Below are 26,767 nucleotides of genomic sequence, written 5' to 3'. Positions count from 1 at the left end.
TCCGATGGCCGACACAAAATTGAACCCGATGGTGAAACTGGCCCTGGAGCTTGGCCCCATCGTTTTGTTCTTCGCTGGCTTCCGTTATGTCAAAGACAGAACCTTCCACATCCTTGGCACCGATTATTCCGGCTTTCTGGTGATGACGGCGGTTTTCGTCGTGCTGATCATCGCCACCACGGCGCTGCTGTGGAAGCTGACCGGCATGCTGTCGAAGATGCAGATCATGACACTGGTGCTGGTGATCGTGATGGGCGGGCTTTCGGTCTGGCTGAAGGATGAGCGCTTTATCAAGATGAAACCAACGCTGCTGTATCTGGCCTTTGCCATCACATTGGGCATCGGCCTGTTGCGCGGCGAGTCTTATCTGAAGCTGGTGATGGAAGAGACCCTGCCGCTGCACCCTGAGGGCTGGATGATCCTGACCCGCCGCCTCTGCGCGTTCTTTTTCGCGTTGGCGATTGCGAATGAGGCGGTTTGGCGGCTGCTGTCGACCGATGCTTGGGTCAACTTCAAGACTTTCGGGCTGACGGCTGCGCTGTTTCTGTTCTTCATCAGCCAAAGTGCGGTTCTCAGCCGTTATGCGATCGAAACCGACACACCCTCGGACAAGACGTAAACAGGGTGTTTCCGGCGATAGGTTAACCGCCGCATTGGCACCACATTTCAGCCCCACCCCGGCCCGATTGCGGTTGCATCAAGGCCGCAGTCAACCGGGGGATGCTGGATGCTGGATGCCACACTCGACAGTTTTGCGCAGTTTATCCGCAGCTTTCGCCGCACAACCCCGTTTCCGGTCGAGATCATGCTGCCGGGCCTGTTGATCCTGTTTGCGTGGCCATTGCTGCGCATCTGGCTGGATGATGCCAGCACCACATTCATGGTGGCGTTCGTGCTGGGGATGGGCCTGCGGCTGGCGATGAAATCGCGGCTGATGATCATGCGCACGCGGGCGCATGTATCAACCCCCGCCACCGTGGCGTTGATCCTGCTGGCTGGCCCCGGCGTGCTGGCCCTGCTGATCTGGAGCGCGGAACCCTTGCTGTGCCAGCGTTTCCTGAGCCTCTATTTCGTATTTGCCGCAGCCCTTTACATCATCGACGTGGTAGATGGATCTTACGCGATCAACCGGTTTCGTTGGCCGCAGCCAGAAATGCGCGGCACCGATGCGGTGATGACGCGTGTGATGGTGATCTATAACCTTGCGATGGTGCTGGCGAATGAGACGCTGATCCACCACGCCTCGCAAACCACATGGCTGCTGTATTTCGGGCTGTTGCCCTTGGCGACGAACCTGATCCGCACGGCTTTGGTGCGTACGGTGCAGGAAGGCTATGGGGCTGCCTGACACGGGCAAACGGTCGCCGTTCTTGCCCGATTTGGCCCGCGCCAAATCGGGCCGCGCCTGCCTGCCCCCGGCAGGCGCGATATCGCGCCCGCCAGTCAGGCGCGCCCCGATTTTCAAACCTGCCGCTTGCTGCACAACGCCCCTTGCTTGACGGCTTTCAGCCTTACAAGCAACTCACCGGAAAACTCTGCCCCGCAGAGTTTTCTTTCGGTTCGCGCCCCCTTCAAACGCGCTCCATCCGCCCTGCCAGCGGCCAGCGCCACCCGGCCAGCAAACGCGACCACCTTGGATCGCGTCGCTCAGGCAGCGCGCTGCGCAGCCGCTCCAACGGCAAACTGCCGTCCAAGATCGCGCGATATAGGCCCAGTGCGCCGGGGCGCAGATAGGGCGACCAATGGCTGATCCGCGCGGGCGGGGCGGGCAATGCATGCCCAAGTCGTGCCAGCGCCGCCAAGCTCGCCGCCTGATCCAGTTGCAAATCCAGCCAATTCGCCGGGGCGTTGCGCAAGCCCTGACCGATGGCGGTATCCAGCCCGGCAGCCGCCAGCCATTCAAACAGAAAGTCGAACAGATCATTCTCGCGCGTGGTGACATTGACCACCTGCACCAAGGCCCCGGCGGCCGATTCCATCGCGCGTTGCGCTGGCTTGCGCACCTCGGCGGCTGCCAGCAGGATCATCCGGCGGAAATCGCCCGCCTCGGCATAGGGCAGGGCGGTCAGCGCAACCCGCGCGCCCAGACTGTGCCCCACCACATCAAACGCCCGCCCCGGATCAAGGCTTTGCACCAGCGCCGCAAGCTCCGCCAAAGCCCGCCCCGCCGCCCGTGCCCGCACACAGGCCCCGCGAAAGCGGCCCCGTGCTGGCCAGCCAAAACCAATCGCCAAGGCCCGGCCGCTGCTTAATCCCAAATGACGCGGCCATGAAATCGCGGTCCAATCCTGTGCGGGCGGCTGCATCGAGAAGATATGTGCGTGTGGGCAGTTGCCACCGCCCGCATCGGGGGCAAAGCGATAGCCGTGGATCATCACTACAACGCGTGCGCCCTTGGGTAGGGCGGCCAATGCACGCGCCAGTGCCGCTGCATCTATTCGCAACCCGCCGTGCGTGACATCGACGCGAAACACCGTCTGATCTGGCATGACACCGCCCCCTCATGACACGCCCTAGCTGCCACAAGCCTGCAACACGGCAATGAACGCCGGGTTACAGCAGCGTAACGGTCACTTTTTCTTCCAGAACTCCATCAGATCAAACTGAAACATGATGGTGGTGGGTTTGGTTCCACTTTGCAGAAATTGAGATTCCGCCTCGACTGTCAGCCCCGGCACTGGCAACGGCACGGTGACGCCTGCGCCCTCATCCAGCAGCTTGATCTTGTAGCCGTCCAACCCCGGCACAGGCAGCCATTTGTCTTTGATCAGGCCGAACGCCATCAGTCGCGTATCGCGCACCGCCAGAATGGGCGCGATCATCCCCCCGGCCACGATGACCGAGCTTGTGACGATCATCACCTTCTCGCCCGTCGGCGCGGCCTTCCATTCGCCCTTGAACAGGTTCCATTGCCGCTTGGCCTCATCCTGCACGATACCGACCTGCTTTTGCACGATCTCCAGCTTGTAGACCGCATCCAGCACATCCTTGGCCTCGCCCGCATGGGGTGTTTCGGGGCCAGGATTGGGCGTGGATTGCGCCGCCGTGCCGGGCAGGGGGGTAAGCCAAGCCGCCGGTGCGCCGGCCACCGGACCCACCACCACCGGGCGCAGGGTAGAAAGCTGCAACATCGGCAGCAACTGATCCCATTTCGGGGCCAGCATCGCCTCCATCCAGGCACGGGCCGCCATCTTCGCCTCAATCTCGGCGATGAAGGCTTGCGTCTCGGGCGATAATGTCAACTTGCCCGTCATCAAACTGATCGGCTTCGGCTGGTAGCCATATCCAGACATAGCAATCTCCATGTGTAAAAACTTGTATTAATCCGGCAAGCCTATCCGATTTTCGCGCCATTGTGCGCAAAATCTGCCGCCCAAGGTTGACCTTGTCCTGCCCACAAGCTATGCCGCCCGCGTGGTGCTTTATTCCGAATTGCGGGCCACGTTAAACAATCCGCTAAAGAGGGTCAGGGTCATCAGCCCCGAAGCCCTTTGGTTTCGGGGTTTTTCTATAGCCCAAGGGGCCCGCGACATGACCAAAGACTGGAAAACACGCACGAAACTGGTGCACGAAGGCTCGCGCCGCAGCCAATATGGCGAGATGGCCGAGGCGATCTTCCTCACGCAGGGTTTCGCCTATCCCACCGCCGAAGCCGCCGAGCAGCGGTTCATCAAGGCCGGTGACGACGAATTCATCTACGCCCGCTACGGCAACCCGACAACGCGGATGTTCGAAGAGCGCATCGCGGCGCTGGAAGGCACCGAGGATGCGTTCGCCACCGCATCGGGCATGGCGGCGGTGAACGGTGCGCTGACGGCAATGCTGCGCGCGGGCGATCATGTGGTGTCGTCCAAGGCGCTGTTCGGCTCGTGCCTCTATATCCTTGAAGAAGTGCTGACCCGCTACGGCGTCAACGTCACTTTCGTCGATGGCGCAGACCTTGATCAATGGCGCGCCGCCGTCACCCCAGCCACCAAGGCGGTGTTCTTTGAGAGCATGTCGAACCCTACGCTGGAACTGGTCGATATCACCGAAGTCGCCAAGATCGCCCATGCTGCCGGTGCCTTGGTGATTGTTGATAACGTCTTTGCCACCCCGGTGTTCAGCCGCGCGGTCGCGCAAGGCGCGGATGTGGTGGTCTATTCCACCACCAAACACATCGACGGACAGGGCCGCGCGCTGGGCGGTGTGATCTGCGGCACCAAGGATTTCATCCGCAAGGTTGCCGAGCCCTACCTGAAGCACACTGGTGCGGCGATGAGCCCGTTCACTGCCTGGATCATGCTGAACGGCATGGCGACGCTGGATCTGCGCTGCCGCGCGATGGCGGATTCGGCCAAGAAAATCGCCGAGGTTCTTTCCACTGATGCGCGGATTTCCAAGGTGATCTTCCCCGGCCTGTCCAGCCATCCGCAGCATGCGCTGGCGATGGCGCAGATGGGCTCGGGCGGCACCATCGTGACCTTTGACATCAAGGGCGGCAAAGACGCCGCGTTCAAGTTCTGCAACGCGCTGGAAATCGTCAAGATCTCCAACAATCTGGGCGATGCCAAGACCATTGCCACCCATCCCGCCACCACCACGCACCAGCGCCTGCCGCAGCCGCAGAAAGATGCTCTGGGCATCACGCCGGGGCTGATCCGGCTGTCGGTTGGGTTGGAAGACGCCGATGATCTGATCGCCGATCTGCAAAACGCGCTGTCGGCCATCTGACACCTGTTGGGGGGCGCAACGGCGCCCCCCAATCCCCCCACACCACGAAAAATTGCAAGCCTGTCAATCCAATGTCGCCTTTGGCGCGTATTTCTTCGGTCAGGCTTTGGAAATCACGGCGATCCCGCTATATCTGAAGTCTGCGACCAACCTGGGGAGCGCTGCAATGAACATTCACATGCCGGATATCGAGCAACGTCCTGGCCGTGCCGAGGCCGAGGCAGCGCTTGCCACGCTGCGCGCTTGGGCACAGCGCGCCAGCGATGCCGAGATCGCGCATCTCGCGCCCGGTGCAGGTGCTCTGATTGGGCAGGATTATCCAGTGCTCTCTCGCGAATACCCGTCCGATTTCGTGGTGTCCGAGGCCTATAAGGATTCGATGCCCGATCTGCAGAACGGTCCGTCCAGCCTGATCGTCGGGGCCAAGCAGGTGATCCAGCACGTCGGGATTTCCAACTTCCGCCTGCCGATCCGCTATCGCACCCGCAACAACGGGCCGGTTACGCTGGAAACCTCTGTCACCGGCACCGTCAGCCTTGAGGCTGAAAAGAAGGGCATCAACATGAGCCGCATCATGCGGTCATTCTATGCCCATTCGGAACGCGAGTTTTCCTATCAGGTGATCGAACACGCGCTGGAAGATTACCTGAAAGATCTGGGCAGCTTTGATGCGCGCATCCAGATGCGGTTCTCGTTCCCGGTCAAGGTGGACAGTCTGCGCTCTGGCCTGTCCGGCTGGCAGTATTACGACATTGCGCTGGAACTGGTGGACAAAGCCGGGGTGCGCAAACGCTTGATGCACTTGGATTTTGTCTATTCCAGCACCTGCCCGTGCAGCCTGGAACTGTCGGAGCACGCGCGCCAGACGCGGGGGCAGTTGGCAACCCCGCATTCGCAGCGCTCGGTCGCGCGGATTTCGGTGGAACTTGTTGGCGACAAATGTCTGTGGTTCGAAGACCTGATCGAGATCGCCCGCAAGGCGGTGCCGACCGAAACGCAGGTGATGGTGAAGCGCGAGGATGAACAGGCCTTTGCCGAGTTGAATGCCGCCAACCCGATCTTTGTCGAGGATGCCGCACGCAGCTTCTGTCAAGCGCTGCAACAGGATGGCCGCATCGGCGATTTCCGCATCGTCGCCAGCCATCAGGAATCCTTGCACAGCCACGACGCGGTGTCGGTGCTGACCGAAGGCGCAACCTTCGCCGCCGACAGTCTGGACCCCAAGCTGTTCGCCAGCCTCTATCACGTCGGCTGATCTGCCCTGCGCAATCACACTGCCGCCGAACCTTGAAACAGCAATGCCGCAAACTGGTCCCCAGTTTGCGGCATTGTTCTTGGTAACCTACGCGTAAAGACTTACGCCTTGGTCATCCTCTCTGCCCAAATATCCCCGCCGGAGGCTTCAACATTTCAAACGGCGATGCGGCAGAAGTCTTAACACCGGGTAAACGACACTCGTTAACCCTTTGAAATAATGAGGTGCAATTTTGGTCCCAACTCGGGACCATGGCGCGCTCACTCCCAGCAAGACACCAGAACCGTCATCCCCAACCCTGCCGCATTCAAAGCGTCCGGCGTTGCCAGATCGGTTGCGGTGGCCGTGGTCGGCGTGATCCCTGCGGCGGTCAATGCCTGCGTCACCACGCCGGCTTGGGCTGCAAACGCCACGCCATCGGGCAGCAATTTCGCGCCCTTCACCGCAGCAGGCAGGAGCATCCCCAGCACCGCCCCAGTGCCGTCCAAAACCGGCCCTCCCGCATCACCGGCCAAGACCGGAGCAGCCAGACGCGACAGCCCGGCCTCGCCGTTCAGACCCTTTTCTTCCTCGAGCGTGCCAAATGTCAGCACGGGCGCGGGCAGCTTGTCTTCATAGGAATAGCCCGCCACTGCCACTTCCGACCCCAGCCGCACTGATCCGGCCGCGAACTGCGCAAAGGCACGTGGCGCCAGAGGCGTGCTGGGCTGCAAGATCGCCAGACCGCTGGCCTGATCCTGCGCCACCACCCGCGCTTCGGTGGCGCGGTCAATCGTCACCCGCCCGCATTGCGCCACAGCCTCGACAGTCGTCACCACGCTGCCCTTGGCATCGACATAGAAGCCCGAGCGAGACAGTTTCGGCAGCTTCACTTCCATGCCCGCCAGCAGACCCGAGCGGGTCGCGTCATCCATCGGCACAAGACCGGGGTCCAGGGCCTTGTCGCCCACACCGCGGAAGCTGGATTTCAGCGCGGGCAAGATCCGGCTCATCCGTTCGGCATCGGCCGGGTTCCATACCACGAGATAGCCCTTCACCATGCCATTCTTGGCCTCGGCATAGGCATAGCTTTGCACGCGGTCGGACACCGCGTTGATGGTGAAATTCTTGTCGTTCTTGCTGCGCTCCCCCTGAGCAGGCACCACTTCCAGCGTTTGCAGGATATCATAGAGGCCCGAAAGGCTGTCTTGGTTGCCGGGTTCGGAAATCAGGATCACCCGCAGGCCGGAATTGGCTTTCTCGGTGTAATGCACGAAGGGCGGCTCGTAGTGGTCGAACTGCACCAAGGCCAGCGGCAGGGTAATCTCGATCCCGGCCTCGGGCTCGGAAACGCTGGCAAAGCCAAACTCGGCCTGATCGGCCTTGTAATTCGCCACCAGCGCGTCGCGTTGCTTGGTGGTCAACACGCCTGTTGCCTCAAACCCATTCGCCTCTTGCCAAGCCGCCATCGAGTTGCGGGTGCCGGGGCCGAACGCGCCGTCAATGCCGCCCTCGTAAAAGCCATACCACGCCATCGCGGTTTGCAGCGCCTTGCGGCCATCGGCATCGAGGGCGGCTTCCGACGCCTTCGCCTCTTGCACGGTTTCTTCGGCGGGCATCACCTCTACAACGGGCAGATCGGGCTGCACCGCTGGGTCGACCACCGTCAGATCGGTTGCAGGAGCTTCTTGCCCCGCAATCGCCCCCACCGGCCAGAATTGCTGGCGGTGCGTGGCGTCATCGGTGACAAAGCTGTCACGCGGGATGGCACCGCTGCTGCGCAAATCCGCCAGCGTGCCCGCAGCGGCCTCGGGCGCATAGGGGCCCAAGACGATCGCATACCAACCCGACGACAACTGATACCCTGCCACATTCGGAAATTCGGCGGCATAATCACGGGCGCGCGCCTCGGCTTCGGCCAGACTGGGCTGTGCTTCCACCTGCACCCAAGCCTGCTGCTGCGCCATCGCAACCCCGCTTAGCCCAAGCACCGCCAGCATCGCCAGCACAACCATCCGCAATCTCATAGACCCGTCCCATCTCGTTTTCGCAACGCACTCATCGGGCGAACCTAACAGAGCGCCCCGCAGATGCACATGCTTTCGCCCCACAATTCAAGCGCCGCATTGACCCTTGGCTGCCTCTTGCCTATGGAGTGGCAACATTTCAAGAGGTCCGTCATGGCTGATGCCCCCAAAGCCCCCCGCAGCTTTCAGGAAATCATCCTGCGTTTGCAGAATTACTGGGCCGCACAAGGCTGCGCGGTGTTGCAGCCCTATGATATGGAGGTCGGCGCGGGCACCTTCCACCCGGCGACCACGCTGCGGAGCTTGGGGTCGAAGCCTTGGGCTGCGGCCTATGTCCAACCCTCGCGTCGCCCCACCGATGGCCGCTATGGCGAAAACCCGAACCGCCTGCAGCACTATTATCAATATCAGGTGATCATCAAACCCTCGCCGCCGAATTTGCAGGACCTGTATCTGGGCAGCTTGCAAGCCATCGGCATTGACGCCAGCCTGCACGACATCCGTTTTGTCGAGGATGACTGGGAATCCCCGACTCTGGGTGCTTGGGGTTTGGGCTGGGAGATCTGGTGCGACGGCATGGAAGTGTCGCAGTTCACCTATTTCCAGCAGGTCGGCGGCCATGATTGCCGCCCCGTATCGGGCGAACTCACCTACGGGCTGGAGCGTCTGGCGATGTATGTTCTCGGCGTTGATCACGTCATGGACATGCCGTTCAACGACCCGCAGTCGCCGATCCCGCTGACCTATGGCGATATCTTCCGGCAGACCGAGGAAGAATATTCACGCCACAATTTCGACGGGGCCGATACCGCGCAACTGCTGCGGCATTTCGAGGATGCCGAGGCCGAATGTCAGCGCTTGCTGGATTTTCCGCCGATTGATCCGAAGAATGGCAAGCAGATCATCATGGCGCATCCAGCCTATGATCAGACCATCAAGGCCAGCCATCTGTTCAACCTTTTGGACGCGCGCGGGGTGATTTCTGTCACCGAGCGCCAGGCCTATATCGGCCGCGTCCGCGCCTTGGCCAAGAAATGCGCCGATGCGTTCCGGCTGACTCCAGCGGGGGCAGACGCGTGAATGGCAAATACGTCGCAGGTTTCATCGTGATCGTCGCGGCCCTTGCGGGCTTAGCTATGTATCTGAAATTGCAAGAAGATACCAACTATGTCCCCGCCAGCTTCCAGAAGGGGGCCGAGATTGCGCTGACGTTGATCGAATCCGGTCAGCCCGAGCCTATTCTGGTGGATCAGATCGAAGGCATCACCGCCGAGGCCTCGCCCTTGGGCTATCGCGCCTGTTTCCATACGCCGCTCAGCCAGGCGATGCTGACCGAAACCTACAAGATCTACGACAAACCCACGCCGCTGATCGCGCCCAAGTGGTTTGATTGCTTTGACGCCGACGCGATTGGAGAGGCGCTGGAGAAGGGCGAGGCGATTGCGTTTCTGTCCGAAGCCAATGTCACCCACGCCAAGCCCAGCGATCCTGTCATCGACCGCGTTGTCGCGGTTTTCCCCGATGGCCATGCCTTTGCGTGGCACCAGATTTCTCCTGTAGCGGAGCCGTAAATGTCTGACCTGCTGATTGAGCTCTTCTCCGAGGAAATCCCCGCCCGGATGCAGGCCCGCGCCCGCGAAGACCTGAAATCCCTGATCACCAATGGCTTGGTCGAGGCTGGGCTGACCTATGCCTCTGCTGGCGCGTTTTCCACCCCCCGGCGTCTGGTTCTGTCGGTGGAAGGTCTGTCGGCGGAAAGCAAACCCGTGCGCGAGGAACGCAAGGGGCCGAGTGCATCGGCCCCACCAGCGGCGATTGAAGGCTTCTTGCGCTCCACCGGCTTGACGCTGGATCAGTTGGAACGCCGCGCCGACAAAAAGGGCGAGACGCTGTATGCCGTGATCGAAAAGCCCGGTCGTGCGGCGGCTTTGATCATTGCCGAGGTGCTCGAGGCGACCATCCGCAACTTCCCGTGGCCGAAGTCGATGCGTTGGGGGGCAGGGGCGCTGCGTTGGGTGCGCCCGTTGCATTCGATCATTTGCCTGTTGTCGGACGAGGCCGGCGCGCAGGTTGTTCCCGTTGCGGTGGACGGTATTGTGGCGGGAAACACCACCTGCGGCCACCGTTTCCTCGCACCCGCCCGCTTTGCGGTGACGGGGTTTGACGATTACGCGGTGAAACTGAAACGCGCGCATGTGGTGCTGGATTCCGCCGAGCGTGAGGCCGCGATCTGGCAGGGCGCGCAGAACCTGGCCTTTGCGGCGGGCTGGGAAGTGGTTGAAGACAAAGGTCTTCTGACCGAGGTCGCGGGTCTGGTCGAATGGCCGGTGCCGCTGATGGGCAAGATTGCCGAGACGTTTCTGGCCCTGCCGCCCGAGGTTTTGCAAACCTCGATGAAGGAACACCAGAAGTTCTTCTCGGTGCGCAATCCGAAAACGGGCCGGATTGAGGGATTCATCACCGTCGCCAATACCGAAACCGCCGACCATGGTGAGACTATCCTGAAAGGCAACCAGAAGGTGCTGTCGGCGCGGCTGTCGGATGCGAAATTCTTCTGGGAAAACGATCTGCGCGTGGCGAAGGCCGGGATGGTGGAATGGCTCGATGGCCTGAAAGCCGTCACCTTCCACAACAAACTCGGCAGCCAAGCCGACCGTATCGCCCGCATCGCGGCGCTGGCCCGTGAAATCGCGCCCTTGGTCGGTGCCGATGCCGATATTGCCGAACAAGCCGCCAAACTGGCGAAAGCCGACCTGCGCTCTGCCATGGTCGGCGAATTCCCCGAACTGCAAGGCCTGATGGGCATGTATTACGCCCGCGCGGCTGGCCTGCCCGAAGCGGTGGCCCTTGCCGCACGCGACCACTACTCACCGCTCGGCCCCACCGACACCGTGCCGAGCGATCCGGTCTCCGTTGCCGTGGCCTTGGCCGACAAGATCGACACGCTTACTGGGTTCTGGGCGATTGATGAGAAACCCACAGGGTCAAAAGACCCTTTCGCGCTGCGCCGGGCTGCGCTGGGGGTTATTCGGTTGGTGTTGGGGAATGGTGTGCGGATGACTCTAGCATCGCAAGGTGTGAAACCTGCAATCGAACCGATTATCATTTCTGGCAAGTTGTCGACTTGGGAGCCGGAACAAAGAGATGCTACCCTGATCGCAGACCTCCTCGCCTTCTTCCACGACCGCCTGAAAGGTTTCCTGAAAGACAAAGGCATCCGCCATGATGTGATCGATGCTTGCCTTGCCATGCCCGGCAATGACGACCTCACCCTGCTGGTCAAACGTGCCGAAGCCCTCGCCGCCTTCCTGAAAACCGAAGATGGCCCGAACCTGTTGCAAGGCTTCAAGCGCGCCAACACCATCCTAAGCCAAGCGGAAGCCAAAGACGGCGTCGAATACTCCTACGGTGCCGACCCGAAATTCGCCGAAACCGATGAAGAACGCGCGTTGTTCACCGCTCTCGACACCGCCGAGGCCGCCATCACCCCGGCAATGCGCGCCGAAGATTTCGCTGCCGCCATGGCCGCGATGGCCAAGCTCCGCGCCCCGATCGACGCCTTCTTCACCGCCGTTCAGGTCAATTCCGACAACCCGATCATCCGCCGCAACCGCCTGAACCTGCTGCACCGCATCCGCGCGATCTGCTCGGGCGTGGCGGACCTTACCAAGATCGACGGCTAACGACTTCATCTTGGGAAAAATACTCTGGGGGCCTGGGGGCTAGCCCCCAGTGTTCCAGCGCCCAATAAGCTTGCACCACGCTGTCCGCCCTGTGTATCCTGCACGCGCAAAGTAAAGGTGCCGCAGTGCAGAAAATCGCCGAATTCGCCGAAATCACCCCCAGCGCCGACATCCGCCGCGAGGCGCATGGCTGGCGGGCGAAATGCTTGCAACGGCTGGTGCGGCTGGATCTGCCTGTGCCGGAAACCGTGGCCCTTCCGGCGCAGACCGTGCGGGCGATTGCGGCGGGGCATCCGGTGGACGCCAAGGCCATCCTGTCGCATTTCGGCCCGGTGCCGCTGATCTCGGTGCGCCCCTCGCCCGAGAACCCGGACTGGGGCGGCCCCGGCACGGTGCTGAACATCGGTATGAACGCGGCCCAGCACGCGCGGCTGGTTGAAACCAATGGGCGAGAGGCGGCAGACGCACTCTACCTGCGGTTTGTGCAAGCCTATGCCACCCATGTCGCCCGTCTTGACCCTGATATGTTCGATTCTGGCAAGACCAATGCCGATAGTCTGCGCGATGCGCTGCGGCATTATGAGCGGGAGATGGAAGAAGCCTTCCCTGAAGACCCCGCACAGCAACTTTCGGAAGTGCTGCGCAGCATGGCGCGGGCTTGGGAAGGCACCTCGGCCCGCCTGCTGCGCCAAGCCAAGGGCGCGCCGGTTGAGGCGGCTTTGGGTCTGGTGGTGCAGGAGATGGCGCAAGGCATCGGGCAGGGGATTTCCGGCTCGGGTGTGATGCAGTTCATTGATCCAGTGACGGGGCTGCCCTTGGTGAAGGGGCGCTACCTCGGCCAATCTCAAGGCCGCGACGCGCTGAAAAAGACCGAGGCGATTTACCTGACCCGCGACAAGCGCGGCCCGTCGTTGGAAGACATTGCTCCCGAGATTTTTGCCGATCTGATCCGCCACGGTGCGGTTTGTCGCCAAAAGCTGCGCGAGGAAATGCAGATCGAGTTCACCATTGAGGACGGCAAGCTGTCAGTGCTGGATGCGATCAAGGTGCAACGCTCGGCCCGCGCGGGGCTGAAGATTGCGGTGGCTTTGGCCGATGATGGCATCATCAGCCGCGAGGAAGCCGTGCTGCGGGTAGAGCCGCGGGCTTTGTCCGAACTGCTGCATCCGCAGGTCGATATGCGGGCGGCGCGGGATGTGTTCGCCAAGGGTATCGCGGCGTCGCCGGGTGCAGCGGTGGGGCGGATCGTGTTTTCCTCGCAAGCCGCTCAAGCCAGCGCGGCGAGGGGCGAGCCCTGCATCATGGTGCGCCGTGAAACCGCACCCGAAGATATTCGTGGCATGCACGCGGCGGTGGGGGTTGTCACCGAACGCGGTGGCGTGACGTCTCATGCGGCGGTGATCGCACGCGGTCTGGGGGTTCCTTGCGTGGTGGGGGCGTCGGGGATGCGGCTGGATACCAAGGACAAGCGCCTTGTTGCAGCAGATGGCCGGGTGTTTGGCGAAGGCGATCTGATCACCGTTGATGGCACCACAGGCGACGTGTTGGCGGGGGCGGCTGAGATGCTGGCCCCCGCGCTTGACGATACGTTCCGCAAGCTTTTGGGCTGGGCCGACAGCTTCCGCGACATTGGTATTCGCGCCAATGCTGACACCCCGGCAGATGCGGCGACCGCGCGGCAGTTCGAGGCGCAGGGCATTGGCCTGTGCCGGACTGAGCATATGTTTTTTGACGAAGATCGCCTTGTGGTGATGCGCGAGATGATCTTCGCCGACACCTCGAAAGACCGCGCGGCGGCACTGGCGCGGTTGCTGCCGATGCAGCGCGCCGATTTTGTACAACTGTTCGAGATCATGGCGGGCCTGCCGGTTTGCATCCGTCTGTTCGACCCGCCGCTGCACGAATTCTTGCCACACAGCCGCGAAGGCCTGCGCGAACTGGCCGAGGCACTGGATCGCCCGCTGTCCGAAGTCACCCGCCGCGCCGAGGCTTTGGCCGAATTTAACCCGATGCTGGGGATGCGCGGTGTGCGGCTTGGGGTGGTTTTGCCGGAAATCTACGCCATGCAGGCGCAGGCGATCTTTGAAGCCACGGTTGAAGTCGCTCGCAAAGGCGCGCCGGTGGTGCCGGAAATCATGATCCCGCTGGTCTCGGCCCGGCGCGAGGTGGAACTGGTCAAGACCCATATCGACGCGGTTGCCGCCTCGGTGCGGGTGAAGACCGGGGTGGCGTTTGATTACAAACTGGGGGTGATGGTCGAAACGCCGCGTGCCGCCCTGCGCGCAGGTGAGATTGCCCAGCATGCAGCCTTCCTGTCTTTCGGCACCAACGATCTGACGCAGATGACCTATGGCCTGTCACGCGACGATGCCGGGCGGTTCATGAACACCTATGTGCAGCAGGGCGTATTTCCCGAAGATCCGTTCCATACGCTTGACGTGGATGGGGTCGGGGAATTGCTGTTGATCGGCGCCGAACGCGGGCGCGCGACTCGGCCTGATCTGACGGTTTCGATCTGTGGTGAACACGGCGGCAACCCCGAATCGATTGGCTTTTGCCGTAAGGCGGGCTTCGATTATGTGTCTTGCAGCCCCTATCGGGTGCCTTTGGCGCGTCTGGCGGCCGCACATCTGGCCTTGGCTGATCGTGTGGATATCCGAAAAACCACCACAATATCATGAATTTGCACTGCTTAGTTCATCTAATGCTTTAAGAATTTGCGCGGAAATCCGCTCAAATGTCCAAGAATCGCGTGGTAATTTTGCCACGCGACTGGACCGATGGGGATTCGTTCTCTAGGCCAGTCCCTCGTCGTATGAGGCTGCTCTCTTGCGGCGTTGCTGAAACAGACTGGGATACTGATCTATGCGCTTCCACCAAGCCTGGACGAGTGCCGCTGCGGCGCTTTGCGTCCTAAGCGGGGCGGCCTTTGCCGATGTGACGGTAAGCCATTCCAACGACCCATCGCTGCTGATGGGGTCGCAGATGGCCTCTTTGTTTGGGGCAGAACATCAAGCCTTTGACGCCCTGCCAGAGGGCAAGTTAACGGCGATGGCGGTGGGGCCAAAAGTGGCAACGCCTGTCGCTGAAAAGCCGAAAGCGGCAAAAGCCGACGAAAAGGCCGCTTTGCAAAATCCGGTTCTGGTCAGCTACAGCCCCGAATGGCTGATGGCTCAACCAGCAGCTACGGGTGACGCGCAGTGGCAATGTCTGAAAACCGCGATCTACTTTGAAAGCCGGGGCGAGACCCTGAAGGGTCAGTTCGCGGTCGCTGAAGTGGTGCTGAACCGCGTCGACAGCCCGCGCTATCCCAAAACGGTCTGTGGCGTCGTGCAGCAGCGCGGCAGCGGATCTTGCGCGTTTTCCTATTCATGTGATGGCCAGCAAGACGTGATGACCGACCGCAGCTCGGCTGAGATTGCCGGACGCATCGCGCGGGTGATGCTGGATGGCGCGCCGCGTCAGTTGACTGCAGGTGCCACCTATTTCCACACCCGCGCCGTCAGCCCGTCGTGGTCGCGGCAATTCCCCCGTACTGCGTCGATCGGTTCGCATGTGTTTTATCGCCAGCCCTAGGCGATAGTTCTGCGCTGGCAAGGTCGCGCCTCTTGCGCTTCCTGTCGGGTTCGGACTAGGCGCTGTGCCGGGCAAGCGATAGCTTGCCCGCAACGCATTTCGCCTTTCGGGGGCCCCATGACCAGCGACATCGCCCAAGCCTTCGCCCACCCGGAGGAGCGTTCCATCGCCTCGGCCACCGCCGATCCACGGGATCGCATCAGCCTGCGCGATCATATTGTTTCGGTGGATATCGGCGCGTTCCAAAAAGAGCGCGGCCATACCCAGCGCGTGCTGTTCAACATCGTGGTCGAAGTGCGCCCCGCCGCGCAACCGTTGAACGACGATGTCGATCTGATCCTGTCCTATGACACGCTGACCGAGGCGATTGATACAGAGCTTGCTGCCGAGCGGTTGAACCTGCTGGAAACGCTGGCCGAACGTCTGGCCGAGCGTATTCTGGCAGAGCCGCAGGCGATGCGGGTGTTCGTGCGGATCGAAAAGCTGGATGTCGGCCCCTATAAACTCGGCGTCGAAATCGTGCGCAGCCGCGCGAGTGACGCGGTAAAGATGGTGGGCCATGATGGCGAAGAGGCCGCCGTGCATCCGTTGGTGGTGTTTCTGGACAACCCTGCGGTGATGGCAAGCGACCTTGCTTCGCGGTTGGATCACTGGCAGGCGCAGGGCCGCCCGGTGATCCTGACGGTGGGGCTGCCTGACATGGCCCGCCCGCAAACCGGGCACAAGCCCACCCAGCGCCGGGTCGATCTCCTGGCCATCGAGCAGAACGCTTGGGTTCTGGCCGCCCGCGATCCGCGCTGCGTGGTGATGGCGACGCGCACCGAGATTGATTGGGCGATCAAGCGTGGGCAGATGGTGGTCTGGGCGCCGTCAAAACTGGTGCTGGATGCTGTCGATGGCCCGCACAGCCGCGAACCTGTTGCACTGGCCTTGTGGCTTGCCGAATTGATGGCGGCAGAGCGTCTGGTGGTTCACGGCGATGTTGCACTTCCGGCGGGAAGCCGCGTGCGGGTCGAGCAGGCCTAAAGCTTCCCCCTTGCGACACAACCGCTAGAGTTTTACCACAGGTCTATGACCTACATACGCCCCATTCCGATGACCGACCCCGCCCGCCCCGCCGGTGCCTTGCCGCTTGCGGGGGGATGGTGTTGGTTCTCACATGTCGAAGTGATCCATCGCGATGAAGCTCCGCGCATAGTCTCGGTCGCCGATCTGGATGGCGAAACCCGTGACCGCCTGTCGGGCAAGCGGCCTGATTTTGGCGGCCTCTCGATGGATCGGCCCCGCGTGATGGGTATCCTGAATGTCACGCCCGACAGCTTTTCCGATGGTGGTCTGTTCCTGCGCCCCGAGGCCGCGCTGATGCAGGCGCGCAAGATGGCGGCGGGGGCGGATATTCTGGACATTGGCGGTGAAAGCACCCGCCCTGGCGCGGCAGAGGTTGAGGCCGCCGAGGAAACCGCCCGCACCGCCCCGGTGATCGCAGCGTTGCGCGATGGCGGTCTGGATGTGCCGATCTCGATCGACACGCGCAAGGCTTCGGTTGCCAGGTCGGCTTTCGCGGCAGGCGCCACTATTCTGAACGATGTGACGGCTTTGCAGTTTGATCCGGCGATGGCGAGGGTTGCGGCACAGTCTGGCTGTCCGGTGATCCTGATGCATTCCATCGCTACGCCTCAGACGATGCAGAACGATCCCTATTACGACGATGTTTTGCTCGACGTCTATGACGCGCTATCAACCCGTCTGGCCGAGGCCGAGGCCGCAGGCATCCCGCGCGCCAAGTTGGCGGTTGATCCGGGCATAGGCTTTGGCAAGACCTTGCAGCACAATCTGATCCTGCTGTCGCGGTTGTCGCTGTTTCATAACCTTGGGGTTCCCGTTCTGCTGGGGGCGTCGCGCAAGCGGTTCATCGGCACGATCAGCGCGGAATCCGATGCGCAGAAACGGCTGCCGGGCAGTCTGGCGGTGGCTTTGGCCGGGGTGGCGCAGGGGATGCAGATGATCCGCGTGCATGATGTGGCCGAAACCCGGCAGGCTTTGTCGTTGTGGCAGGCCGCAACAACAGGAGGCGCGGCATGAGTCGCAAACTTTTCGGCACCGATGGCGTGCGCGGCACCGCCAACACCTATCCGATGACCGCCGAGATGGCGTTGAAGCTGGGTGCTGCGGCGGGCGAGTTCTTTCGCCGCGATGGCGCAACGGCGCATCGGGTGGTGATCGGCAAGGACACCCGGCTTTCGGGTTATATGCTGGAAAACGCGCTGACGGCAGGGTTGACCAGCACCGGGATGAATGTGTTGCTGCTCGGGCCGGTGCCCACGCCTGCGGTGGGGTTTCTGACCCGCTCGATGCGGGCGGATCTGGGGGTGATGATCTCGGCCAGCCACAACCCGCACCACGACAACGGCATCAAGTTCTTCGGTCCCGATGGCTTCAAGTTATCGGATGCCGCCGAGGCGGAGATTGAGGCGATGCTGATGGCCGACCCGAACCTGGCGCCCCCGGAAAACATCGGTCGCGCCAAGCGGATCGACGATGCGGTGGGGCGGTATCAAGAGTTTGTCAAAACCACCTTCCCGGCGGGGCTGCGGCTGGATGGTTTGAAAGTGGTGATCGACTGCGCCAACGGGGCTGCCTACAAGGCCGCGCCGGAAGTGCTGTGGGAGTTGGGGGCCGAGGTGATCCCGGTTGGTGTCAGCCCGAACGGCAAGAACATCAACCAGCGTTGTGGGTCGACCTATACCCAGACTGCGGCCGAGGCCGTGGTGGCGCATGGCGCGCATGTCGGGATCAGTCTGGATGGCGATGCTGACCGGGTGATGATCCTGGACGAGTCCGGCAGCGTGGCGGATGGGGATCAGATCATGGCGCTGCTGGCGGGGCGTTGGGCAGACGAGGGGCGCTTGCAGGGTGGCACGCTGGTGGCCACGGTGATGTCCAACCTGGGATTGGAGCGCTTCATGACGGGCCGGGGGCTGCGGCTGGAACGCACGGCGGTCGGCGACCGTTACGTGGTCGAGGCGATGCGGCGCGGTGGCTTTAATCTGGGCGGCGAGCAATCGGGGCATATCGTAATGACCGATTATGCCACCACGGGCGACGGGCTGATCGCGGGCTTGCAGTTTCTGGCCGAGATGGCGCGGTCGGGTAAGGCCGCGAGTGAGTTGGTGAAACAGTTTGAAACCGTGCCGCAGATGCTGAAAAATGTCCGCTACGCGCCGGGGTTGGAGCCCTTGAAAGCCGCCGAAGTGAAGGCGGTGATTGCGGCGAAAGAAGCCGAGATCAAGGGCAAGGGGCGGATACTGATCCGTAAATCCGGCACCGAACCGCTGATCCGGGTGATGGCGGAATGCGAGGATGAGGCCATGCTGCGCGGCGTGGTCGAGGAGATCGTCGGGGCGGTCCAGGCTGCGGTTTGAGACGGTCCCGAGTTGGGACCGTTTTCGGTGTGAACGAAATCAAGGGCTTGTGCTGACGACTTTAGGATTTGTTAATCTTTGATCGCGTCAACAACACAGGGCCAGCCATTGGCCGCACTCATGAGCGCGTATTTGCGATCATAAGAAAGGCGAGGCCGCTAGGCATCACAATGCCCGTTCGGGAACCATAATGCGATCAGCCTGTTGGTTATGCAGTCTGATAGCATGAGAGGAATACCCGATGGATACTGCATGGATCGTTCCAATGCTGGCGCTTTGCACGCTTGGGGCCGTTTGCATCTTTGCCTTGATCAGCAAAGAGCGGACGGAAGAACGCAAGCATGACCCCTTTGCCCCTAAATCGACCTTGGCCAAGGATGGCCCGCAAGGCGGCGTGGCATTTCTTTTGCCGCTGGATCAGCGCGTGAACCGCAACCCGAATGTAGAGCCGGTGCTGGAGTAAGATCAGCCCGACAGAAAGCTTATCCAAAAGATTGGGGCTGGCGGCAATAGCCACCAGCCCCGAATTTTAGACCAGACCTGTCCGCTTAGTTGCGCGAACGGTCCACCATTTTGCCTTTGGAAATCCACGGCATCATCGCGCGCAGTTTTTCACCGACTTTTTCGATCTGGTGTTCGTCGTTGATACGACGGGTTGCTTTGAACGACGGCTGGCCAACAGCGTTTTCCTGCATGAAATCACGCACGAATTTGCCGGTTTGGATGTCGGTCAGCACGGCTTTCATGCGGGCTTTGGTTTCTGCGTAGGGCAGAATCCGCGGGCCCGAGACGTACTCGCCGTATTCTGCGGTGTTGCTGATCGAATAGTTCATGTTGGCGATGCCGCCTTCATAGATCAGATCGACGATCAGTTTCACTTCGTGCAGGCATTCGAAATAGGCCATTTCCGGCTCGTAGCCAGCTTCGACTAGGGTTTCAAAGCCCATACGGATCAACTCAACCAGACCGCCGCAGAGAACGGCTTGTTCGCCGAACAGGTCGGTTTCGCATTCCTGACGGAAGTTGGTTTCAATGATACCCGAGCGACCGCCACCGATGCCCGAGCAATAGGACAGGCCGATTTCCATCGCCTTGCCGGTTGCGTCGTTATGCACAGCCACGAGGCACGGCACGCCGCCGCCTTTGGTGTATTCGCCGCGCACGGTGTGGCCCGGGCCTTTCGGCGCCATCATGATGATGTCCACGCCCTTTTTCGGCTCGATCAGGCCGAAATGGATGTTCAGACCGTGGGCGAATGCCAGAGCAGTGCCTTCACGGATGTTGTCGTGAACGTATTTCTTGTAGGTTTCGGCCTGCAACTCGTCGGGCATGGTGAACATGATCAGATCGGCCCAAGCGGCGGCTTCGGCGATGCCCATGACCTTCAGGCCCTCGGCTTCGGCTTTCTTGGCGGAAGGCGAGCCTTCGCGCAGCGCCACGACAAGGTTCTTTGCGCCCGAATCGCGCAGGTTCAGCGCATGGGCGTGGCCTTGGCTGCCGTAGCCCAAAATGGCGACTTTCTTGTCTTTGATGATGTTCACATCGCAGTCGCGGTCGTAATAAACGCGCATTTGGGCGCTCCTTCATGGTTGATGGGCGCAATATAGGCGGTTTGTGAAACCGATCAGTGCAAATTTTTCCAGTATTGCGGGAATGGTGAAAACATCATGCGCAGATCACTGGATTCTGAATGTTTCATGCGCGGGACTAGGCGGCGCGGCGATGGCTGTTGCGGCTTTCGGTCCAACGCAGCGTATCGCGTCCGTTACGCAGCGGCAGCAGCACCTGTGCTTCGGTGCGGGTCAGACTGCGGTGGCGCAATCTTTGCTGGGTCAGCGCGAGTTTCGGGAAAATCGCCTGAAGCTCTGCCTGTGCGGCGGTATCAAGCGCTTGCATGGCATTGGCGCCGGTGAACAGGCTTTCGGTGGCAATGCCTTCGGAAAACACCATCTGATGCTTGTCCAGCAGCAGATGCATATAGGCGGCGTAGCGCATCGGCTGTGGGCGGATCGTGGTGCCGTTGATCAGGAATTTTGCGGCAACCAGAATGTCAGAGCTGCCGAAATATAGTTCTGCCTTGGCCGTGCGCAGCAAGATGCGGTGATTGGGTGAGACGTAAAGCGGGCGGCTGTTGCCAAGTGCGCCCGTCGCGATGCGAATGGGGGCAAGGGCTTCGCGGCCATCGACCCGGCTGTGCCCGATCCAGCGCACGGGGGCGCTGCCCTCTGGCGTGATCACGGCGTCACCGATGTTCAGATGTTCAATGGCGCGTGGGCCGGTGGGGGTTTCAATCAGGGTGCCGGCGAGAAAGCAGGTGACGGCAGGCGGGATCACCACGCTTTGCCCGGTGCCTGAATAGCTTGAGATGCCCTGTTTATAGTAAAGCGTGGTGCCGGGGGGTGGGGTGGGGCCATCAAACATCACACCCACAACGGTGGTGGTGTAGCCTTGGGTGATGGAAACGCCGACCATGCGGTAAGCGGTGCCTGCGGCATCGTAGAGGGTGACTTCGTATTCGTTTTCAACATTGACCGGGCTGGGATTTTTCCAGCGCACCGTCTCGGCCGAGGGCGTGTAGGTCACGCCGTTGACTGTGACGGGTTGGGTCAGGCGTTGGTCGATGACGTTCGAGCCCGAGAACGGATCATCGGTCAGCACACCGTCGGCGTCGTCAAACGTGATGGCCGTGCTGGGCGTGCCGAAGGTCAGCGACAGGTTAGACGGATTTTCCCAACTGAACGCATCGCCATTCAGCGCATTGCCGATGACATCCGCCTGAAATGGTGGTGCGCCATTCGCGCGCGTGATGGTCACGCCGCTTTTGGCGAAGATATGAATCGTCTGTTCTGCCATTCTGCGCGGGTATTCCGGCTTGTGCCGTTGTGTTTCTGCCCCTGAGGCTAGCGTAATCTGGGCTGCAAGGGACTGATTTTGTTCATATCCGGGCAATTTGGCCCAAACTGTGGCCGGTGTGCCATAGTTTGTCCGAACAGCGCGGCGGTGGCGGAGCATCCGCCTTTGACGAAGCCGGCAAAAGTTGCGATGAGTCATGCGCGCTTTGATCGGATTTTGGAAAATTCATGCTGGACGATACCGACCGTCGCCTGTTGCGGCATTTGCTGGCTGATCCGGCGCTGGCCACGGCGGCACTGGCCGAGCGCGCGGGCGTGACCACAGCCACCTGTTGGCGGCGGTTAGAGCGGTTGCGCGCGGCAGGCGTCATCCGCGCCGAGGCGGCGGTGATCGACTGGCGGGCCTTGGGCTATGCGGTGGAAGTCTCGCTGCGGTTCACGCTGGACAAGACCAACCCCCGCGCCTTCGACGAGTTTCTGGCGGCGGCGCGCGAGGTGCCCGAGGTGATCGGGATTGAGACATTCCTTGGCCGGGTCGATGTCCGGCTGAACGTGATCGCGCGGGATATGGCGCATTATCAAGAGGTGTATCGGCGGCGGATTCTGGTTTTGCCGCATATTGCCGACATTGAGGCGCTGATGCTGATCGCGACGATCAAGGAAAGCGAAGGGTTGCCGCTGTGATGGATCTGGATGATGTCGATCGTGGCTTGCTGCGGGCTTTGGTGCTGGATGGTGGGCTTTCGGCGGGGGAATTGGGGCGGCGGTTCGGGCTGAGCCAGCCTGCGGCATGGCGGCGGATCAAGCGGCTCGAGGATGCGGGCGTGATCGCCGGGCGCAGGCTGGATGTGGATCGCAGTGCTTTGGGCTTTGGCGTGACGGTGTTTCTGGGCGTGAAGCTGGCCACCAAGGGCCGGGTCTCGCTGGAAGATTTTGAGCGCGCGGTGATGGCTATTCCTGAGGTGCAGGTGGTGCAGCATGTGCTGGGCCTGTTCGATTACCGCTTGCGGGTGGTCGCGCGTGACATTGCCGATTTTGAGAGGGTGCTGCGCCGCCGCATCATGACGTTGCCGGGGGTGGGGCAGGTCGAGGCCAATGTGCTGCTGACCGAAGAACGCAGGCCTGGGCCGCTGGGGTGATTTTCAGGAATTGGGGAACAGTGCTTTCTGCGAAAACCATGGTCTCCTTGTCGGTTTTCGCAAGGCGCGCGCGCCAAATCCGGTTAGATTAATGACAGAGAGTTGCAACGGAGAGCCGCGATGAACCTGCCACATGCTGATGTCGATCCCGATGGGTTGGAAGAATTCTCGGTGGTGTTCACCGACCGCTCGTTGAACCACATGTCGGCCAAGTTTCAGGGCGTGATGCGCGATGTCTCGACCCTGCTGCGCGAGGTTTACAACGGCCATGCCGTGGCGCTTGTGCCGGGGGGTGGCACTTATGCGATGGAAGCGGTGGCGCGGCAGTTCGGCCAAGGCTCGGCGCTGATCGTGCGCAATGGCTGGTTTTCCTATCGTTGGAGCCAGATTTTTGAGGCTGGCGGCTTTGCCAGCGCAACGACGGTGGTCATGGCGCGGCCCTCGGGCAATGGCGCGCAGGCAGCGTTTGCGCCGCCTCCGGTCGCGGAGGTTTGTGCCAAAATCCGCGAGGTGAAGCCCGATGCGGTGTTCGCGCCGCATGTCGAAACCTCGAGCGGGATCATCCTGCCGGATGACTATATCGCGCAGATGGCAGCGGCGGCGCATGAGGTTGGCGCGCTGATGGTGCTGGATTGCATCGCCAGCGGCTGCGTCTGGGTCGATATGGCCGCGCTGGGGGTGGATGTGTTGATCTCGGCGCCGCAAAAGGGCTGGTCGGCCTCGCCCGCCGCGGGGATCGTGGTGATGAGCGCGCGGGCCGAGGCGCGTCTGGCCGAGACCAATTCCAACAGCTTTGCGCTGGATCTGAAAAAGTGGCGCAGCATCATGGCGGCCTATGAGGCGGGCGGCCACGCCTATCATGCCACGATGCCGACCGATGCGATTGTCGGCTTCCGCGATGCGATGCTGGAAACCCGCGCGATGGGCTTCGCGAAGGCAAAGGAAGCGCAATGGGCCTTGGGCACGGCGGTGCGCGGGGCCTTGGCAGAAAAAGGCGTGGTCTCGGTCGCGGCTGATGGGTTTCAGGCGCCGGGGGTGGTGGTCAGCTTTACCGAAGATCCGGCGGTGCAGAACGGTGCGAAGTTCCGCGAGCTTGGAATGCAGATCGCCGCGGGCGTGCCGTTGCAGGTGGGCGAGGGGGCCGAGTTCCGCACCTTCCGTCTGGGCCTGTTCGGGCTGGACAAGCTGGCCGACGTGCCCGCAACGGTGGCGCGGTTGCAGCGCGGGCTGGACGCGGTGTTGTAGGCCCCGGCAGCCGTTGCGCGCCGATTGCTTTCCCATCTGGGAATGACTTGTGGTCAGGGGGCGGTTTTCGCCCCCTTTTCTACCATATGTTGTGGCTTAAGCAATTTGGCCGATGCCGAACCCTGCTGCATGCCATTTCATCTGTTCATAAATATCCCCGCCGGAGGCTTCTGCCGCTTACGCAGTAGGGCACCTCACCCGTGTGTGGAACGCCGGGGCAGGGGCCACGATTTTTGCGCCAAAAATCGGTCTGAAAGCCGCCTCAGGTTTGCGAGCCGCCCACGGTCAGCCCGCCGATCAGCAGGGTGGGCTGGCCGACGCCGACCGGCACCCATTGCCCGGCCTTGCCGCAGTTGCCGATGCCGGGGTCAAGGGCGAGGTCGTTGCCGATGGCGCGGATGTGTTTCAGCGCGGTGGCGCCGTCGCCGATCAGGGTCGCGCCTTTTACGGCTTCGCCGATCACGCCGTTGCGCACGCGGTAGGCTTCGGTGCAGGAGAACACGAATTTGCCGTTGGTGATGTCAACCTGACCGCCGCCAAAGCCCACGGCGTAGATGCCGTCTTTCAGGGAGGCCACGATGCCAGCCGGATCGTCCTTACCCGACAGCATATAGGTGTTGGTCATCCGGGGCATCGGGATATGGGCATAGCTTTCGCGCCGCCCGTTGCCGGTGGCGGCCACGCCCATCAGGCGGGCGTTCTGGCGGTCTTGCATGTAGCCGACCAGACGGCCGTCCTCGATCAGGGTGTTTTTCTGCGATGGGGTGCCTTCGTCATCGACGCTGATGGACCCACGCCGGTTCGGGATGGTGCCGTCATCCAGCACGGTGACGCCGGGGGCTGCGATCATCTCGCCCATCAGGCCGGCGAAAGCGCTGGTTTTCTTGCGGTTGAAGTCACCTTCCAGCCCGTGGCCGATGGCTTCGTGCAGCAAGATACCGGGCCAGCCGGGGCCAAGCACCACATCCATCATGCCAGCCGGGGCGGCGACGGCATCCAGATTGACCAACGCGATGCGCAGCGCCTCTTTCAGCAAGGGTTGCCAATGGCTTGGCTGCATCAGGCTGGCCAGACCATAGCGGCCACCGCCGCCGGTGCCGCCCTGTTCGCGGCGGCCCTTGTCTTCGATGATCACCGACACGTTCATGCGTGCCATCGGGCGCACATCGCTATAGCGCAGGCCCTCGGGGCGCAGGATTTCGACCTCTTGCAGGCCCGCGGCGATGGTGGCCGAGACTTGCACCACGCGGGGATCAAGGCTGCGGGCATAGGCGTCGATTTCTTTCAGCAGGTCGATCTTGACGGCGAAGGTGGCGTCGGCCATCGGGTCGGCGTCGCTGTAAAGCTTGATATTGCTGCGTTTTGGCGCATCGGCCAGCGTGCCGCCGCCATCGCCCACCGCAAGCCGGGCGGTTTCGGCGGCGCGCTTCAGGGCGTGTTCGCTGATTTCGGTCGCATGGGCGTAGCCTGCCACCTCACCGCGCACGGCGCGCAGGCCAAAGCCTTCGGAGGCATCATAGCTGGCGGTCTTGATGCGGCCATCGTCCAGCACGATGGCTTCGGACCGGCGGCGTTCCAAGAACAGTTCACCATCATCCGCGCCAGCGGTGGCTGCGCGCAGAGTGGCAAGCGCCGTGGCCTCATCCAGATAGGTCTCAAACGGGCGGAAGGGGGCGTCGGTGGCGGTATCGGACATGGGGGCCTTTCGGGGCCACACTGGCCCGGTTGTGGCAAACTTATGTGGCGGCAGGGGGCATCGCAAGGCCAGCTTGCCGGGATGTGATGGCTTGGGGTGGATCGACATTCGTCTGGGGCAATCTGGCGAAGGCCATCGCCTTCGCCATGCGAGACAAGGACCGCTGAGACCGCCGGGCCTCAAAGGCCCGGCCAGCGCCCGACCCGCCAATGGCGGGCGCTTCTCGCCCGCCGGGTCGGGCACTGGCCTCAACGGGTTTATCGTGGCACTGTTTACAGGGTGAAACCGCACACGCGGGCGGGGAAACGCGGTGCGTTTCCTGCTTCCGCCCGGATCTGCGCGCAAGGGCATGAATTATCCGGCTCAGGGCGCAAGCGTGGCGGTGAAGAACGCGGCCTCGGTGGCCCAGGTCAACGGTTGAAATAGCGCCTCATGGCCTTGACCGGGCAGCGGCAGCAGGGTTTTCGGCTGGGCTGCGGTGGCGAAAAGCTGTTCGCCCGATGCAAAGGGTATCACCTGATCGGCGGTGCCGTGCTGGATCAGCAGCGGCGCGTTGATGGCGGCGATGTGTTGGATCGACTGGAATTGATCCTTCATCAGCAGACGCACGGGCAACCACCAGTAAATCTGCGCGGCGATATCGGCGGTTGAGGTATAGGGCGCTTCCAGTGCCACCGCGCCGACAGGACGCTGCGCTGCCAGTTGCACGGCGACGCCGGTGCCCAGCGACTCGCCCACCACCGCGATCTGGTTGGGCGGGATGCCGTGGGCGGCAAGCCAGTCATAGGCGGCGGTGGCATCGGCGATCAGACCGGCTTCGCTGATCGGATCGGTGCTGCCGTTATAGCCGCGATAGGACAGAAACGCCGCCCCAAGGCCTTGCGACTGATAGAAGGCCAAGCGGTTGGCGCGCTGTGCCAACCCGCCGCCATTGCCTTGAAAATACAGCACTGTTGGCTTACCCGCCGCGGCGGGGGCATACCACAGCGCGGTCTTGATACCATCTGCGGCGGTCAGTGGCACCTCTTGCACGCCGGTCAACCCGGCCTCGGCGGGGGTGGTGTGGCGGGTGTCGGGAAAGTATTGCAGGCGGCGTTGCAGCACAAAGACCGCAAGCGCGATCAGCAGGTAAAGGCTGGCCGCAATGGCGAGAAGGCGCAAGGCAAGGGTCATGGCAGAA

General features: G+C 62.0%; 23 protein-coding genes and 1 riboswitch. Of the genes, 16 read left to right on the top strand and 7 right to left on the bottom strand.

The window, feature by feature from the left end; all coding sequences use genetic code 11:
- Positions 1–4 precede the first annotated feature (4 nt).
- Entirely contained in the window at positions 5–619 is a 615-nt protein-coding gene (locus ACFOGH_RS16445) for an inner membrane-spanning protein YciB (protein ID WP_380074247.1), read from the top strand.
- A gap of 108 nt (positions 620–727) precedes the next feature.
- Positions 728–1,348, top strand: a complete 621-nt coding sequence (locus ACFOGH_RS16440; protein WP_380074246.1) for a hypothetical protein — start codon at positions 728–730, stop codon at positions 1,346–1,348.
- A gap of 223 nt (positions 1,349–1,571) precedes the next feature.
- Here ACFOGH_RS16440 and ACFOGH_RS16435 read toward each other — a convergent pair whose 3' ends face one another.
- Entirely contained in the window at positions 1,572–2,489 is a 918-nt protein-coding gene (locus tag ACFOGH_RS16435; protein ID WP_380074245.1) for an alpha/beta fold hydrolase, read from the bottom strand.
- Between the two features lie 81 nt (positions 2,490–2,570).
- Entirely contained in the window at positions 2,571–3,293 is a 723-nt protein-coding gene (locus ACFOGH_RS16430; protein ID WP_380074244.1) for a hypothetical protein, read from the bottom strand.
- A gap of 111 nt (positions 3,294–3,404) precedes the next feature.
- Positions 3,405–3,481, top strand: a riboswitch (SAM riboswitch).
- A gap of 50 nt (positions 3,482–3,531) precedes the next feature.
- Between ACFOGH_RS16430 and metZ the strand changes: the two genes are divergently transcribed.
- Both metZ and folE2 read left to right on the top strand, forming a co-directional pair.
- A complete protein-coding gene (gene metZ, locus ACFOGH_RS16425) occupies positions 3,532–4,713 on the top strand; it encodes an O-succinylhomoserine sulfhydrylase (RefSeq protein WP_380074243.1) in 1,182 nt (393 codons plus the stop codon).
- Positions 4,714–4,879: 166 nt separating this feature from the next.
- The gene (gene folE2 / locus ACFOGH_RS16420) at positions 4,880–5,968 is read left to right on the top strand and encodes a GTP cyclohydrolase FolE2 (RefSeq protein WP_380074242.1); all 1,089 of its coding nucleotides are present in this window, start codon (positions 4,880–4,882) and stop codon (positions 5,966–5,968) included.
- 260 nt (positions 5,969–6,228) lie between these two features.
- On the opposite strand, the gene ACFOGH_RS16415 is transcribed toward folE2, so the two are convergent.
- Positions 6,229–7,974 carry a trypsin-like peptidase domain-containing protein gene (locus tag ACFOGH_RS16415; protein ID WP_380074241.1) on the bottom strand — a complete coding sequence of 582 codons (1,746 nt, stop codon included), beginning with the start codon at positions 7,972–7,974 and terminating at the stop codon, positions 6,229–6,231.
- 153 nt (positions 7,975–8,127) lie between these two features.
- Here ACFOGH_RS16415 and ACFOGH_RS16410 point away from each other — a divergent pair, with 153 nt between their 5' ends.
- The 9 genes from ACFOGH_RS16410 to ACFOGH_RS16370 all read left to right on the top strand — a co-directional run bounded on the left by ACFOGH_RS16410 (position 8,128) and on the right by ACFOGH_RS16370 (position 19,118).
- Entirely contained in the window at positions 8,128–9,054 is a 927-nt protein-coding gene (locus tag ACFOGH_RS16410; protein ID WP_380074240.1) for a glycine--tRNA ligase subunit alpha, read from the top strand.
- A complete protein-coding gene (locus ACFOGH_RS16405) occupies positions 9,051–9,545 on the top strand; it encodes a DUF6446 family protein (RefSeq protein ID WP_380074239.1) in 495 nt (164 codons plus the stop codon). The genes ACFOGH_RS16410 and ACFOGH_RS16405 overlap by 4 nt, the downstream gene beginning before the upstream one ends.
- Complete coding sequence (gene glyS, locus ACFOGH_RS16400; protein ID WP_380074238.1) at positions 9,546–11,657, top strand: glycine--tRNA ligase subunit beta; 2,112 nt, start codon at positions 9,546–9,548, stop codon at positions 11,655–11,657.
- Positions 11,658–11,782: 125 nt separating this feature from the next.
- On the top strand, positions 11,783–14,338 hold the full coding sequence (locus tag ACFOGH_RS16395; RefSeq protein WP_380074237.1) for a putative PEP-binding protein: 2,556 nt from the start codon (positions 11,783–11,785) through the stop codon (positions 14,336–14,338).
- A gap of 184 nt (positions 14,339–14,522) precedes the next feature.
- Positions 14,523–15,233: a cell wall hydrolase gene (locus tag ACFOGH_RS16390; RefSeq protein ID WP_380074236.1), complete on the top strand. Its 711-nt coding sequence runs from the start codon at positions 14,523–14,525 to the stop codon at positions 15,231–15,233.
- Between the two features lie 117 nt (positions 15,234–15,350).
- The gene (locus ACFOGH_RS16385; protein ID WP_380074235.1) at positions 15,351–16,259 is read left to right on the top strand and encodes a dihydroneopterin aldolase; all 909 of its coding nucleotides are present in this window, start codon (positions 15,351–15,353) and stop codon (positions 16,257–16,259) included.
- A 45-nt stretch (positions 16,260–16,304) separates the two neighbouring features.
- Positions 16,305–17,315 (top strand): dihydropteroate synthase, encoded by a 1,011-nt coding sequence (gene folP / locus ACFOGH_RS16380; RefSeq protein ID WP_380074234.1) that lies wholly within the window; start codon positions 16,305–16,307, stop codon positions 17,313–17,315.
- On the top strand, positions 17,312–18,655 hold the full coding sequence (gene glmM, locus ACFOGH_RS16375) for a phosphoglucosamine mutase (RefSeq protein WP_380074233.1): 1,344 nt from the start codon (positions 17,312–17,314) through the stop codon (positions 18,653–18,655). Before folP ends, glmM begins: the two co-directional genes overlap by 4 nt.
- 241 nt (positions 18,656–18,896) lie before the next feature.
- On the top strand, positions 18,897–19,118 hold the full coding sequence (locus ACFOGH_RS16370) for a hypothetical protein (RefSeq protein WP_380074232.1): 222 nt from the start codon (positions 18,897–18,899) through the stop codon (positions 19,116–19,118).
- 85 nt (positions 19,119–19,203) lie between these two features.
- Here the strand turns inward: ACFOGH_RS16370 and ilvC are convergent, their stop codons facing one another.
- Together ilvC and ACFOGH_RS16360 are read right to left on the bottom strand one after the other, a co-directional pair.
- Entirely contained in the window at positions 19,204–20,226 is a 1,023-nt protein-coding gene (gene ilvC, locus ACFOGH_RS16365) for a ketol-acid reductoisomerase (RefSeq protein ID WP_380074231.1), read from the bottom strand.
- A gap of 136 nt (positions 20,227–20,362) precedes the next feature.
- Positions 20,363–21,508, bottom strand: a complete 1,146-nt coding sequence (locus ACFOGH_RS16360; RefSeq protein ID WP_380074230.1) for a Hint domain-containing protein — start codon at positions 21,506–21,508, stop codon at positions 20,363–20,365.
- Between the two features lie 227 nt (positions 21,509–21,735).
- Between ACFOGH_RS16360 and ACFOGH_RS16355 the strand changes: the two genes are divergently transcribed.
- From ACFOGH_RS16355 to ACFOGH_RS16345, 3 genes are all read left to right on the top strand, one after another.
- A complete protein-coding gene (locus ACFOGH_RS16355) occupies positions 21,736–22,191 on the top strand; it encodes an Lrp/AsnC family transcriptional regulator (protein ID WP_380074229.1) in 456 nt (151 codons plus the stop codon).
- A complete protein-coding gene (locus tag ACFOGH_RS16350; protein WP_380074228.1) occupies positions 22,188–22,646 on the top strand; it encodes an Lrp/AsnC family transcriptional regulator in 459 nt (152 codons plus the stop codon). The genes ACFOGH_RS16355 and ACFOGH_RS16350 overlap by 4 nt, the downstream gene beginning before the upstream one ends.
- Before the next feature lie 120 nt (positions 22,647–22,766).
- Entirely contained in the window at positions 22,767–23,891 is a 1,125-nt protein-coding gene (locus ACFOGH_RS16345; protein WP_380074227.1) for an aminotransferase class V-fold PLP-dependent enzyme, read from the top strand.
- A gap of 262 nt (positions 23,892–24,153) precedes the next feature.
- Here the strand turns inward: ACFOGH_RS16345 and tldD are convergent, their stop codons facing one another.
- A complete protein-coding gene (gene tldD / locus ACFOGH_RS16340) occupies positions 24,154–25,587 on the bottom strand; it encodes a metalloprotease TldD (protein ID WP_380074225.1) in 1,434 nt (477 codons plus the stop codon).
- Between the two features lie 363 nt (positions 25,588–25,950).
- Positions 25,951–26,760, bottom strand: coding sequence for an alpha/beta hydrolase (locus ACFOGH_RS16335; protein WP_380074224.1), 810 nt, complete (start codon positions 26,758–26,760; stop codon positions 25,951–25,953).
- Between the last annotated feature and the right edge of the window lie 7 nt (positions 26,761–26,767).

The organism is Cypionkella sinensis, assembly GCF_042646385.1.
GTDB classification, from domain to species: Bacteria; Pseudomonadota; Alphaproteobacteria; order Rhodobacterales; family Rhodobacteraceae; genus Cypionkella; species Cypionkella sinensis.
This window is presented reverse-complemented; position numbering and strand designations above follow the sequence as displayed.

Bases quoted from the DNA above. Each gene is read 5' to 3' on its own strand.
- ACFOGH_RS16445 (WP_380074247.1), top strand. From the start codon at position 5: ATGGCCGACACAAAATTGAACCCGATGGTGAAACTGGCCCTGGAGCTT.
- ACFOGH_RS16440 (WP_380074246.1), top strand. From the start codon at position 728: ATGCTGGATGCCACACTCGACAGTTTTGCGCAGTTTATCCGCAGCTTT.
- ACFOGH_RS16435 (WP_380074245.1), bottom strand. From the start codon at position 2,489: ATGCCAGATCAGACGGTGTTTCGCGTCGATGTCACGCACGGCGGGTTG.
- ACFOGH_RS16430 (WP_380074244.1), bottom strand. From the start codon at position 3,293: ATGTCTGGATATGGCTACCAGCCGAAGCCGATCAGTTTGATGACGGGC.
- metZ (WP_380074243.1), top strand. From the start codon at position 3,532: ATGACCAAAGACTGGAAAACACGCACGAAACTGGTGCACGAAGGCTCG.
- folE2 (WP_380074242.1), top strand. From the start codon at position 4,880: ATGAACATTCACATGCCGGATATCGAGCAACGTCCTGGCCGTGCCGAG.
- ACFOGH_RS16415 (WP_380074241.1), bottom strand. From the start codon at position 7,974: ATGAGATTGCGGATGGTTGTGCTGGCGATGCTGGCGGTGCTTGGGCTA.
- ACFOGH_RS16410 (WP_380074240.1), top strand. From the start codon at position 8,128: ATGGCTGATGCCCCCAAAGCCCCCCGCAGCTTTCAGGAAATCATCCTG.
- glyS (WP_380074238.1), top strand. From the start codon at position 9,546: ATGTCTGACCTGCTGATTGAGCTCTTCTCCGAGGAAATCCCCGCCCGG.
- ACFOGH_RS16390 (WP_380074236.1), top strand. From the start codon at position 14,523: ATGCGCTTCCACCAAGCCTGGACGAGTGCCGCTGCGGCGCTTTGCGTC.
- ACFOGH_RS16385 (WP_380074235.1), top strand. From the start codon at position 15,351: ATGACCAGCGACATCGCCCAAGCCTTCGCCCACCCGGAGGAGCGTTCC.
- folP (WP_380074234.1), top strand. From the start codon at position 16,305: ATGACCTACATACGCCCCATTCCGATGACCGACCCCGCCCGCCCCGCC.
- glmM (WP_380074233.1), top strand. From the start codon at position 17,312: ATGAGTCGCAAACTTTTCGGCACCGATGGCGTGCGCGGCACCGCCAAC.
- ACFOGH_RS16370 (WP_380074232.1), top strand. From the start codon at position 18,897: ATGGATACTGCATGGATCGTTCCAATGCTGGCGCTTTGCACGCTTGGG.
- ilvC (WP_380074231.1), bottom strand. From the start codon at position 20,226: ATGCGCGTTTATTACGACCGCGACTGCGATGTGAACATCATCAAAGAC.
- ACFOGH_RS16360 (WP_380074230.1), bottom strand. From the start codon at position 21,508: ATGGCAGAACAGACGATTCATATCTTCGCCAAAAGCGGCGTGACCATC.
- ACFOGH_RS16355 (WP_380074229.1), top strand. From the start codon at position 21,736: ATGCTGGACGATACCGACCGTCGCCTGTTGCGGCATTTGCTGGCTGAT.
- ACFOGH_RS16345 (WP_380074227.1), top strand. From the start codon at position 22,767: ATGAACCTGCCACATGCTGATGTCGATCCCGATGGGTTGGAAGAATTC.
- tldD (WP_380074225.1), bottom strand. From the start codon at position 25,587: ATGTCCGATACCGCCACCGACGCCCCCTTCCGCCCGTTTGAGACCTAT.
- ACFOGH_RS16335 (WP_380074224.1), bottom strand. From the start codon at position 26,760: ATGACCCTTGCCTTGCGCCTTCTCGCCATTGCGGCCAGCCTTTACCTG.